The sequence below is a fragment of the Paenibacillus enshidis genome, from assembly GCF_042136365.1.
Lineage (GTDB): Bacteria > Bacillota > Bacilli > Paenibacillales > Paenibacillaceae > Paenibacillus > Paenibacillus enshidis.
The window spans coordinates 350,906-363,158 of the sequence record NZ_JBHHMI010000003.1 but is presented as its reverse complement, the minus strand read 5'-3'; the positions used below and the strand labels follow the sequence as shown (position 1 = coordinate 363,158).

At 52.6% G+C, this 12,253-nt stretch carries 11 protein-coding genes; 1 reads left to right on the top strand and 10 read right to left on the bottom strand.

What is annotated here, in order from left to right; all coding sequences use genetic code 11:
• Window positions 1-270: 270 nt before the first annotated feature.
• From ACE41H_RS06080 to fakA, 8 genes are all read right to left on the bottom strand, one after another.
• Entirely contained in the window at window positions 271-1,227 is a 957-nt protein-coding gene (locus ACE41H_RS06080; protein WP_375354049.1) for an SDR family NAD(P)-dependent oxidoreductase, read from the bottom strand.
• Window positions 1,228-1,477: 250 nt separating this feature from the next.
• On the bottom strand, window positions 1,478-2,893 hold the full coding sequence (locus tag ACE41H_RS06075) for a YfcC family protein (protein WP_375353990.1): 1,416 nt from the start codon (window positions 2,891-2,893) through the stop codon (window positions 1,478-1,480).
• Window positions 2,886-4,112, bottom strand: a complete 1,227-nt coding sequence (locus ACE41H_RS06070; RefSeq protein ID WP_375353989.1) for a M20 family metallopeptidase — start codon at window positions 4,110-4,112, stop codon at window positions 2,886-2,888. The genes ACE41H_RS06075 and ACE41H_RS06070 overlap by 8 nt, the downstream gene beginning before the upstream one ends.
• A gap of 283 nt (window positions 4,113-4,395) precedes the next feature.
• Window positions 4,396-5,295 (bottom strand): LysR family transcriptional regulator, encoded by a 900-nt coding sequence (locus ACE41H_RS06065; RefSeq protein WP_375353988.1) that lies wholly within the window; start codon window positions 5,293-5,295, stop codon window positions 4,396-4,398.
• 132 nt (window positions 5,296-5,427) lie between these two features.
• The gene (locus ACE41H_RS06060) at window positions 5,428-5,715 is read right to left on the bottom strand and encodes a stage VI sporulation protein F (RefSeq protein WP_375353986.1); all 288 of its coding nucleotides are present in this window, start codon (window positions 5,713-5,715) and stop codon (window positions 5,428-5,430) included.
• Window positions 5,716-5,778: 63 nt separating this feature from the next.
• Window positions 5,779-7,830 carry an ATP-dependent DNA helicase RecG gene (recG, locus tag ACE41H_RS06055; protein ID WP_375353984.1) on the bottom strand — a complete coding sequence of 684 codons (2,052 nt, stop codon included), beginning with the start codon at window positions 7,828-7,830 and terminating at the stop codon, window positions 5,779-5,781.
• The gene (gene fakB, locus ACE41H_RS06050; RefSeq protein ID WP_375353983.1) at window positions 7,827-8,693 is read right to left on the bottom strand and encodes a fatty acid kinase binding subunit FakB; all 867 of its coding nucleotides are present in this window, start codon (window positions 8,691-8,693) and stop codon (window positions 7,827-7,829) included. The genes recG and fakB overlap by 4 nt, the downstream gene beginning before the upstream one ends.
• Window positions 8,694-8,730: 37 nt before the next feature.
• Window positions 8,731-10,515, bottom strand: a complete 1,785-nt coding sequence (gene fakA / locus ACE41H_RS06045; protein WP_375353981.1) for a fatty acid kinase ATP-binding subunit FakA — start codon at window positions 10,513-10,515, stop codon at window positions 8,731-8,733.
• A 421-nt stretch (window positions 10,516-10,936) separates the two neighbouring features.
• Here fakA and rpmB point away from each other — a divergent pair, with 421 nt between their 5' ends.
• Window positions 10,937-11,125 carry a 50S ribosomal protein L28 gene (rpmB, locus tag ACE41H_RS06040; protein WP_375353980.1) on the top strand — a complete coding sequence of 63 codons (189 nt, stop codon included), beginning with the start codon at window positions 10,937-10,939 and terminating at the stop codon, window positions 11,123-11,125.
• A gap of 167 nt (window positions 11,126-11,292) precedes the next feature.
• On the opposite strand, the gene spoVM is transcribed toward rpmB, so the two are convergent.
• On the bottom strand, window positions 11,293-11,373 hold the full coding sequence (gene spoVM, locus ACE41H_RS06035) for a stage V sporulation protein SpoVM (protein WP_040711006.1): 81 nt from the start codon (window positions 11,371-11,373) through the stop codon (window positions 11,293-11,295).
• A 212-nt stretch (window positions 11,374-11,585) separates the two neighbouring features.
• Window positions 11,586-12,251, bottom strand: a complete 666-nt coding sequence (gene rpe, locus ACE41H_RS06030) for a ribulose-phosphate 3-epimerase (RefSeq protein WP_375353978.1) — start codon at window positions 12,249-12,251, stop codon at window positions 11,586-11,588.
• Window positions 12,252-12,253: the final 2 nt, after the last annotated feature.

The window sequence follows — 12,253 nt, the reverse complement described above, 5'->3', positions numbered from 1 at the left end:
CTGCTGCTATTTTACAAAAAAAGACCTTTTTCAAATTCTAATGGTCGCGACCGACGTTATTTGCCTAAATCTAGGCGAAAATATCCGGGTTAAGCGAAATAAGCGCCATGGCAACCGCTACAATTTGAAATCAACGTTCTTGGAATCAATAGTGGTTGTGACAACCGTTAGAATAGTTCTGTGGTTAGAACTACCTTTGTCAGGTTGGTTGCAACGCTATTGCTTCAATATACAAAAGGATTACTTAATTTCAACAATACTTTACTTTCGCTACTTTCTCTTCTGCAGTTCACGAATAGTAGCCGCAATCCCGTCCGCGTGCCTGGTCGCTGGAATTTTCCCGATATAACGTTCATATTTCTCTCCGCTCAAGCGCAAGGGCTCCTCCGTCAGGTAAAGCATTTCGACAACCTCTTTCATCACCGGAACAAACGATCCAAGCAGCGATAATCCTGTTCTGCCGAGCGGGATCACGGGCTTCTTCGTTCCGCTTGCCTGCTGGGCGATCCGCACAATCTCATGTCCGGAAATCATATCCGAGCCGGGAATATTCCAATTCTGCCCGTATGCATGATCATGTCCCGCAAGTTCAACAACCATCTGGGCCGCATCCGGCAGGTATACGTATTCACGGGGAACCTTCATGTTGCCGATGAAAAAGGCCATTTTGCCCGCTGCGATGGCTTCGAGTGTGCCGCCAAGATAAGACGCCTGATTCGCTGTTGGTCCATAGTAATCCGGCAAACGAACAATCATGGCTTTCACATTGTTCCAGCGTTTGTTGAAGATCATCTGTTCAAAGGCAAGACGAGTTTTGCCTTTCCTTGTGTGAGGCTGCTTGGGATGATCCTCGGTCACTTTATCCATCTGTCTTCTACCATAGGGATAAATGCCGTCGATCGCGACAACCTTTACACCCAGCCGGTTGACGGCCTCCATGATGGACTCACCGAGCGGAATGAGCTTGCTCTCCATTTCATGGTAAGGGACATTGGCGCAATGGAATAACACATCGGCTTCTTTTGCCGCAGCCGCAACGTCATCCGGCCGGAAGGCATCGCCTACAGCAAGCGACAGGTGTGCCGGTTTTCCCAGCTGAGCGGCAAGCTCCTCCAGCTTTTGCCGGGAACGGCCGAATGCTATGACAGGTATTCCTCTCTTTGCCAGCTCGGCTGTAATTACGGCCCCTGTCCCGCCTGTTGCACCAACGACGATCGCTTTTTTCATCATCTATCAACCTCTCTCATTAATTTTGTGATTAATCAATCACTAACTTGAGTTCATCATACTGCAATGGGTAGTGATCAGTCAATAACCAAATTCGAATTTTTTTGATTGCACATCTTACTTTAAGCAATTCAGGCATATCAGCGCCATGAGAATGTTACGCAGCATTGCATCAAGATTGCAAAAACGCAGTATTAAAAATCAAGGGACGCCCCCGGCCATTGGCCTCAAGAGACGTCCCTTTTTCAACTCAATGATATCCTATAGCCTGTGCGATGACGACAAACACTGCCCCCAACACGAACCAGAGCGCCAGCAGCGGCCAGAAGAAACGGACCCACTTCTGATAAGGAATCCCCGATACGGCCAGGCTGCCCATCAGCGCCGAGGAGGTCGGAAGAATCATGTTGGAGAACCCGTCGCCAAGCTGAAAGGCGAGTACGGTCGTCTGCCGCGTAATACCGAGCAGGTCGGACAGCGGCACCATAATCGGCATCGTGGTTGCGGCCATTCCCGAGCCGGAGGTGATAAAGACGTTCATAATGTTCTGGAATACGTACATGCCCAGCACTTGAACAGAAGCAGGCAGTTCGCCCACCAGCATAGACAGGCCATATACAATCGAGTCAATGACATTGCCATGATCCAGCACAACAACGATGGAACGGGCAAGTCCGATGATCAGCGCGCCATAGGTGATGGCACTTGCGCCTTTGACAAATTCGGAGGCGATCCGGCTTGGACCATAGCCTGCACAAAAACCGGCCACCACGCCCATGGACAGAAACAGCGCCGCCAGCTCCTCCATCCACCAGTCCTGTGTCGATACGCCCCAGATCAGCAGCGCAAAACCGGCAGCAATCGTCAGGATCGTCAAATAATGCTTCAGTTGCATCGGAGGCAGGTTTGAGAAGTCAACCTCTTTTTCCTCAGCGCCTTTTTCCAGATCATAGATCAGGCCTTGTTCCGGGTTTTTCTTCACTTTGGCAGCATATCGCATGAGATACAGGCTGGTCACCACAATCAGAACAACGAGAATGATCGCCCGCAACCATAAGCCGGAGAAAACAGGAATTTGGGCAATAGCCTGTGCCAGTCCAACATTAAACGGATTCAGCAGCCCTGCTGTAAAACCGCAGGAAGCTCCGAGCGAGATCATCGCCGTACCGGTCAAGGCATCAAACTTCAACGCCCGCGCAATAGCAATGCCGATCGGCACGAATACCATAACCTCCGTTGACATGCCCATCGTAAAGCCGCCAACCGAAAACAGCGTAATAAACACCGGGATGACCCACAGCCCTTTATCTGCGAATGCCCGCGCCACCCTTCCGGTAATAGCTTCAATGGTGCCCGTGGAGTTGATGATGTGGAAGGCTCCGCCAATAATCAGGATGAAAAAGACGATATCCGCCGAGTCCACCAGTCCACCGACAACGGACTTCGGAATGTCCCACAATGTAACCGGATTGGGGTCGACAGCACTGTAAGAGCCGGGTACGAGCAGCGTACGCCCGCTGGCCTCGTCCTCCACCCGCTTAAATTCCCCGGCAGGCACAGCATAGGTCAGGATGCCCGCGATCAAGGTAAGAATGATCAGAATGACAAACGTATGCGGCATCTTCAGCCATTTTCTTTTTCCGTTCTGTGCTGCGGTGCTATTCATGCTGTAACCCCTCGTCTCTCTGTTTTTTCCACTGTTCAAACTCTGCCCGCACGCCCTGCAAAGCCTCCGGATTCGTATATAGATCATAAGCTGTCAAAGCAAGTGCCTTGGCGGCGGCGTTCATCTCGATCATGCCTTCCTCCGAGCCGGCAAGTGCAGCAAATTCCGGGGTATGAGTCGAGGCATCGCCGAGCCGGATGTAGGGATGGATGGCCGCTGTTACCTGACTGACATTGCCGATATCCGAGGAACCGATACCGCCCTGTACGGGCGGGTCATGTACCTCCAGCCCCATGTCCTCCAAATTTTGTTTGAACAGCTCTGCCAGCTGCCGGTTCGTATTGCGTTCCGCGTAAACGAGTCCTTCCTTGATATCGACCGTCGCACCAAGCCCCTCTGCGGCGGCCTGGACGGCCCGGTATACCTTCTTCTGCACGGCGGCCAGGCCGACTACCGTCTCCGCGCGCAAAATAAATACCGCCTCGCACAGCTCTGGCACGACGTTGGGAGCATCGCCGCCTTTGGTAATGATGCCGTGAATCCGGACGTCGCTCGTCACGAACTGGCGAACGGAATTGATGGCGACAAAAGCGTTGATCATGGCATCCAGGGCGCTGATCCCTTTCTCGGGCGCTGAAGAAGCATGCGCCTGTTTTCCATGGAACGTAAAAGTCACATCCACACAGGCCAGGGCTCCGCGCAGCACCATCGTTTGGTTCTGCGGATGCACCATCATGACGGCGTCAATATCATCAAAGACACCGTGCTCGCACATGATAATTTTGCCACCGCCTTCCTCCTCAGCCGGGGTGCCGAGCACAATAAGCCGGCCTGGCAGCTCTGGCAGCCCATCCTTCAGGGCCAGCGCCGCACCCACAGCCGCCGTGCAGATCAGGTTATGACCGCAAGCATGGCCGATCGCCGGCAGGGCATCATACTCGGCCAGCAACGCTACCGTTGGCCCCTCCGCTGCGCCTTCCCATACGGCTCGAAAGGAGGTTTCCAGTCCGGCAATCCCCTTTTCCACTGTAAAGCCTCCGGCAGCCAGCTGCTCGGTAAGCCACTGCTGCGCTTGATGCTCATGGAAGCTGAGCTCCGGATGACTATGGATTTGCTTCGCAAGGATGCGCAGCTCAGAATCATGCTTGTCCACCGCCTCAATAAGTGCTTTCTTTCCGGCATCTTCACCGCTGTAATTCAGAGTTGTTGTTTCATTCAAAGCTGTTGCCACCTTCCAAATTGAATAAAAATGTATGCCCAAAGCTTAAAGCTTTACCAGTATGCACTGGGAACCATGACACACATATGTAAGTTAATTCGTTTGTCTGAATAAATATTCGATAGGTGTATTGTAAAGAGAATGTCGAAATAAGTAAATTTAATGTTTTTTATCGATTTTCTTTAAATTTTTTTAAGTAAGGAAAATACGGCACCAAAACAAAAAAGATCGTCTTTCCCTGCTTGCTTGGGAAGACCATCTCTTTGCCTAAAGCTTTCTTGTATTAAATTCCGCCCGGGCCGGCCATCGCCTGCTTCATCCATTGCACAAAGCGGCTGACCACCGCGAGCTGGATCGACTTGTTTTTATACAGCATCCAGGTACTGCGTAGAATGGGCTCTCCGTTATCCATCACCAAATCCATCGTATACAGCCGATCGGCAGGAGAAACAAATATTCGCGGCACGATTGAATATCCGAGGCCATGTCTAACCATTTCCTTGCAAGTTTCATAGCTGTCCACTTCCATCGAAATAAGGGGAGGCTTGTCCTGCTTCTCGTTCCACCAGGCCTGCACGGCCTCACTGAATGACGAGGAATACAGAGCGCCTGCCATCTTGGGTGCCTTATAACGGATCATGGGAAGAGACGGCAGCTTGTCCAGTTCTACCGGTTCGGTGGAGATCACACAAACGCTTTCCTGCTGCAGTATATCCTTGCCTTCAGCCCAGGGATAGTCGTTGCGGACCACACCCGCATGAACCTCGTCATTCTGCAGCATGGTGTAAATCTCGGAGCTTAAGCCGCAGGTAACGGAGAACTGCACATCAGGATAGCTGTCCTTAAACGTCTTCAAGATCGGAGGCAGCTTGTACAAGCCAAAATAGCTGGAAATCCCCAGACGCAGCGTTCCTCTTACTTCATTGCGCAGATGAACCACTGCCTCCCTTAATGCGGCGAGCTCTGCAAGATGGCGCTTCGCATATTCCGTCAGCCGCTCTCCCTCGGGAGTCAGCCGTCCGCCTTTAACCCCCCGGACGATTACAGGGACGCCAAACGATTTTTCAAGCTGGTTAAGACGGTATGTGAGGGCTGGCTGCGTGATATACAGGCGGTCTGCCGCCCGGGCCAGGCTGCTCTCTTCCTCAATATAAATTAACATCAGACAGTCTTTCTCATCCATTGCGGCCGCTCCTCCAGATTGTTTAGCTCTTATCTTAACATGAGCGGGTGAATGGACCCAACCAACCTCGATCGTGAAAAATACAAAACAGGGCGCTTCCTGACCTGAAAGCCAGAAAACGCCCTGTTTTCCTTACCTGAACATGCCCCACAGCTTGATCAGGTGAAGCGTATTTTTCGGATCAATGCGTTGGCCGACGACAAACGCGACCAACTGCTCCTCCTGCGCAGGCGTCAGCTTTTCATGGAGAATGGCGGCCGATGATTTCACCAGCCGCTGCACGACCGCCTTGTTTTGCAGATCCGCCTTTGTAACGCCTTCAATCAGCTTCTTGATCCGCTCCTTGGCGGCAGGGTTCTTCATCTTCAGCTTAACCCGCTCCACCAGCTGCGGACTGACTCCGTATTGTTGATAACCCATTTGTACCAGCCTCCCGTCAAAAGCATCCGTCTATAATATATGACGAGAGCCGGTCCAATGTGCCTAGTCGATCAAATCTCCCTGAAAAATCTGTTCCTGCTGCAAATAATCACGCAACCCTTCGTATATCGGAGAGGTCCAGAAGGACGAATCCTGAATGAGGCTGACGGCGTCCTCTCGCGCCTGCTCCAGTACTTCGAAATCGGCAACCATGTCAGCCAGACGAAACTCTGGCAGCCCGCTCTGCTTCGTGCCGAAGAAATCACCGGGACCGCGCAATTCCAAATCCCGGCGCGCAACCTCAAATCCGTCATCCGTTTCGGTCATGGCCTTCATCCGTTCCTGCCCTACCTCCGACTTCGGATCGGCGATCAGCACGCAGTACGAAGCATGCTCCCCGCGTCCGACACGTCCGCGCAGCTGGTGCAGCTGGGACAGCCCGAACCGGTCGGCGTCCATGATGACCATCAGCGTGGCGTTGGGCACATCGACCCCTACTTCCACAACCGTCGTCGATACGAGCAGTTGTATCTCATTCGCGTAGAACAAACGCATCACTTCTTCCTTCTCCGCCGCGGTCATGCGGCCATGCAGCAGACCTACCTTGAAGTCAGGAAATGCCTGCTGCATCTGGATATGAAGATCAATGGCGTTCTGTACGTCAAGCTTGTCGGACTCCTCAATAAGCGGACAGATCAGATAGGCTTGTCTCCCCTGATTCACTTCACGCGAAATAAAGCCAAGCACCCTGTCCATCTTGTCATGCTTCACCCAGTAAGTTGAGATCGGAATCCGCCCTTTGGGCCGCTCCGAAATCGTCGACACGTCCATATCCCCAAAAGCCGTAATGGCGAGTGTCCGCGGAATGGGGGTCGCCGTCATAGTCAGCACGTCCGGATTATATCCTTTACGACGCAGCACACTGCGCTGGTTAACGCCGAAGCGGTGCTGCTCGTCGGTTACGACCAGTCCGAGCTGCCGGAAATAGACGTCCTCCTGGATAAGCGCATGCGTGCCTACGACGATATCGATTAATCCCATTTGCAGGGAGGCCAGCAGATCCTTCCGCTTCCGGCCGGTCACGCTCCCGGTCAGCAGCGCAACCGTAATTCCGAACGGCTCAAACAGCCTCTGCAGAGAGCGGGTATGCTGCTCTGCCAAAATTTCCGTCGGCACCATGAGCGCTCCCTGAAATCCGGAGCGGACCGTGGCAAACAACGCAATGGCGGCAATGACCGTTTTGCCCGATCCGACGTCTCCCTGCAAAAGTCTGTTCATGCAGTTGGAAGAGCGCATATCATGAAGAATTTCAAGCTCAACCTTCTTCTGCGCATCGGTCAGCTCAAACGGCAAGCTGCGTACAAATTCACGGATAGTGGCGTTGTCTGCCGTATGTACGACCCCGTTCATTTTGCCCCGGTTCAGCGCGCGAAACGCCTGCATCTTGAGCTGGAACAGGAATAGTTCCTCAAACACCATCCTGCGCCGTGCTTCCTGTCCTTCCCGGTTGTCCTGCGGCCGGTGAATGGCGGCGATCGCCTGCTTGCGGGGAATCAGACTGTATTTGCGGATCAGTTGCTGTGGCAGCAGCTCGGGAATCATTTCACCAAACTGCTGCAGAGCCTGGTTGATCGTTTTGCGCATCCAGCTCTGTGTAATTTTGCCCCCGACGGAATAGACCGGCTGCAAAGTACCTGAACGCGTCGTTCCTTTATCCGGAAACTCGGCATCGGAGGCTGTCAGTTGCATCCGCTTGCCATCCCACTTGCCTGACACGATAATTTCCCTGCCTGCTGTAAGCTGATCCTTCAGAAAATGCCGGTTAAACCAGGTGGCCGTAAACATCCATTCATCCGCCATCAGCTTGCAGGTCAGCCGCGATTTTTTGCCATAACGCTGCAGCACAGGAATGCCCATAATCTTCGCCTGCACGGTAATCTTGTCTCCATCCTTGACCTCCGTCAAGGAACGCAGCCTGTAATCCTCATAACGGAACGGGTAATATTCCAACAGTTCTCTGACATTAGAGATGCCAAAGGCGTGAAGCTCCCCCTCCTTGAGAGCACTCACGCCGTTGATTTGTTTTAAAACGATATGATCCAGCTTCATGTTCATCCCTCATCCCCGGCAGGCCACACAAAGACAGCAATCGTACCGGGTCCAACATGGGTGCCGATCACGGCCCCGATTTCCGTATACAGCACATCGGCAACATCGAAACGGCTGCGCAACATGTCCGTCAAGCTCTCAACCGTGGAAAGATCGGCTGTATGCCCCAGCACTACATGGATCTTTTGGCCTTTAACCTTTTGCTCCAGCATTTCGACAATACGGTTCATCGCTTTTTTGTGTCCTCTTGCCTTTTCTACAGGATAGATAATCCCATCCTGATCTATGGACAAAATCGGCTTGATATTCAGCAGCGTCCCGATGGCCGCCGCCGCTTTGCCGATTCGTCCGCCCTTTTGCAAATACTCCAGCGTATCGACGAGAAAATACAGCTGACGCTGGCGGCCCAGCTCCTCCAGGGAGTGGATAATCTCCGCTGCTTCCCGGCCTGCTGCCGCCATCCGGGCGGCATGCACCACCAGATAGCCGTATCCGTAAGAAGCGGACTTTGAGTCATATACTGCAACCGGCTGCTCATGATCCAGCATGGAGCGGCCGATAACGGCTGATTGATATGTCCCGCTTACACCTGAGGACAGATGTATAGATACAATCTGAGCGTCAGGATACGCTTCAAGAATTGTCTCATAAGCATGTCTGAACTCGGCGGGCGAGGGCTGGGACGTGGTCGGCAGCTTCTTCGACCTGACCAGCTCAGGGTAGAAGCGTCCGGCGGTCATTTCAACCCCGTCGAGATACGCCGTTTCGCCAAACATCACCGTCAGCGGCACGATGCGGATGTGAAGCTCATCGGCAAGTTCTTTCGGTATATCCGCCGTACTGTCCGTCACTATAAATGTTCTGCGCAAGCTTCATTCTCCTCTCCCGGCTCTGTAACATGCCAGCTTAACTCTCAACGGAGAAGAGGTACGAATAGATAGGCTGTCCGCCTTCATGCACTTCCACTTCCGTATCTGGATATTCCTGCCCCAGCCAGGAGATGAGAGCTTCCGTATCGGCTTCACTGCTGTCAGAGCCGGTCAGAATCATGACGACCTCGTCACCGCCCACAATCATTTGGGAGAGCAGCTCGCGGCAGGTCGGCAGCAGCTCCTCTTCGGAAGCCACAATCTTCGAGTTGTGGATACCGATATAATGACCTTCTTTAATCTGGATATCATCGATGACCGTATCCCGTACGGCATTGGTAACCTGACCTGATTTGACACGGCTGACTGCGTCCAGCATGTTTTCGCGATTCATCGCTGCCGTTTCTTCCTCCTGGAAGGCAACAGCAGCCGCAATTCCCTGCGGGATCGTCTTGCTCGGAATTACTGTGACCAGCCGCTCTCCCTCCAGCAGCTCACGGGCCTGCTCCGCAGCCAGGACAATGTTCGAGTTGTTCGGAAGAATAAAAATGTGCTGGGCTGCGATCGCCCGGGCCGCATTGACAAAATCCTCCGTGCTCGGATTCATCGACTGCCCTCCGGACAGCACGACGTCCACGCCCAGGCTTGAAAAGATATCCGTTATTCCCTGTCCTGACGACACGGCGATAAATCCGATAGGCGCCAGCTCATGCGCGGGCGGCTCGGAAGGCTCTTCTTCCCGCACCGGCTCTGCCGGGATGTCGGCAAACCATTCCGGTTCGGGAGCGGCGTCCCTGCCTGCCGACAGCAGCTCCCGGTGCTGCTCCCGCATATTCAAAATGCGGATTTGTGTAATCTCACCATGCTGCAGCGCCAAATTCAGCACCTCGCCAGGAGCCTTGGAATGCACATGCACTTTGATGATATCGTCGTCCGCAATTACAATGATAGAGTCCCCGTTCACTGACAACGCTTTCCGGAATTTTTCCTCATCAAAGGCAGGATGGGCGGATCCGCCCAATTGGCGATGAATGAAAAACTCCATATCGTATAAAAATTCAATGTTTTCGGTTTCCAGCCTCGCCTGGGCCGACATCGGCGCATCGGGAGCAACCATTACGGCTGCGGGAACCGCTGTCCCGCCGGGAGTATACACGGCAGGCTTCTGTCCTGGCGACTTCTTCTGCGCTGCGGGATAAGATATTCCGCTGCGGAGATACTGCACAAAACCTTCATAAATATAAACAAGTCCCTGACCGCCAGAGTCGACAACGCCTACCTGCTTTAACACAGGCAGCATCTCCTTCGTCAAGGCAAGTGCTTCCTTCGCTTTGCCGAGCACTTCTTCCATAAGCTCTGTCACATCATTGGCACGGCGGGCATAATAAACGGCGTGTTTGGCCGCTTCCTTGGCCACTGTCAGAATCGTGCCCTCAACCGGCTTCATAACCGCCTTATATGCGGCATCCACGCCGCTCTGCAGAGCCGACGCAAACTGAAGGGTATTTAATTCCTCGTATGGGGCAGCGTAACGGCTAAAGCCGCGGAACAACTGCGACAGGATGACCCCGGAATTGCCCCGGGCTCCCATTAACAGCCCTTTGGAAAGAATGCCGGACATAACGCCAATGGAAGCGGAGTTCCCCTTCTTGATCTCGGCTACGCCCGCACTCATCGTCAAATTCATATTCGTCCCCGTATCGCCATCAGGCACCGGGAATACATTCAGGGAATTGACGTGTTCCGCATGCTGCTGCAATTGTTCCGCTCCGGCCAACACCATTGCGGTAAAATCTGTTCCATTCAAAGAACGTTTACTCAATGAGAATTCCCCTTCCTCGCTTTATACGCATGTCCATAAGCCGCAGTAATCTTAAATTCCGCAAAAGACGGCGCAAGATGATTTAAAGTCAGCATGGAAAGCCCGGGTCATGCTGGCCCAGGCCGGTATACTCGATTGAACATGTCTTAGAGCACAACCTGCTGCTTCTAATGAATACGTATGCTTATCTGTTAATGTTCCAATGATTAGTTTAAAATATCAAGTCCTACAATCAAGAAAAACGCACATTGAACTAATCATTATTGTACTATAATGAACAATAGAAATAAATAAAGTTTTTGGATCAGTTGACGCCGCTTTTTTGACTGTGATATTATATTTAAGTATTGTTTTGTTCAGACGATAATTTTAACCATTAACCTGCTGGTAAGGGTGATTTTCAGAATAGGAGGTGGAATCTATGTCTCGCAAATGCTATGTAACAGGTAAAGCGCCTGGCAGCGGTAACCACGTATCTCACGCTAACAACCGTAACCGCCGTACCTGGGGTGTCAATGTACAAAAAGTTCGCATCCTCGTTAACGGTAAACCAAAACGTGTTTATGTCAGCACTCGTGCCTTGAAATCCGGCAAAGTGACTCGCGTATAATCGTACAATAAGCAAAAGGCACCTCGTTTAAACAACGGGTGCTTTTTTTGTTGAGTTTTCTTCACTTCAGCCTTCGGCATGCTCCCGCGTTTTCCGTCCCCGGTTACCCCCCTTAGCAACCGGCACGGGATACATGCCCGGCCAGCCTGCAACTGACCGGATGCTTTCTAGCTTTTCTGGAATGTATTCAAAATCGCTTTTACGAAGCCTCCCAGAAATTTCGGCAGCTTGATCGTGTAAAACTTCATGCTTCACCCTCCCCATAATCCTCATGCGTCCGTTCTCTATAACCTATGCGCCTGTTTTAAGCTTGTGCCCGACAAAAAAAGGGTTACATGAGAATATACTGCTCATGTAACCATGTTTATGCACAGCTCCCCGTGCCTATTCCAGGCAGATCGACGAACCTGCCGCTTAGCGGCTTAAACGGAAGGGAACTGCAATGTCGGCTCCTTCAACTTCATGCCCGCAGATCCGCGCTCTTGCGAATGGCGGCAATCGCGGCTGCGCGGTCAGGACGGCTGTATACGGCGCTGCCGGCAACCAGCACATCCGCGCCCGCTTCCACGACCGCTGCAGCTGTCTCTTCGGTTATGCCTCCGTCCACTTCAATATGTACGTCCGGACGGCCCATTTCATTCAGCCACGAGCGGATTTGTCTGATTTTGGACAGCGTCCCCGGAATAAAGGATTGGCCTCCAAAGCCGGGATTTACCGTCATAACCAGAACCATATCAATGTCCGGGAGCACTTCCTTGACTGCATAAGCAGGCGTTCCGGGGTTCAGAGCAACACCGGCCAGTTTGCCCTGCTCTTTTATCATGTGAACGACACGGTGCAGATGCACACACGCTTCAGCGTGGACTGTAATGACATCGGCTCCGGCCTTCACAAAATCCGCAATATAACGTTCAGGCTGTTCAATCATCAAATGCACGTCCAGCGGAAGCTTGGTATACGGACGAATGGCGGAGACAATGGGCGGACCCAGGGTAATGTTAGGGACGAAATGGCCGTCCATGACATCCACATGAATCCAGTCTCCGCCGCCGGCTTCCGCCTCGGCCACTTCGCTGCCGAGCTTGGCGAAATCCGCGGACAGAATGGATGGCGCAATTTTGATCATAG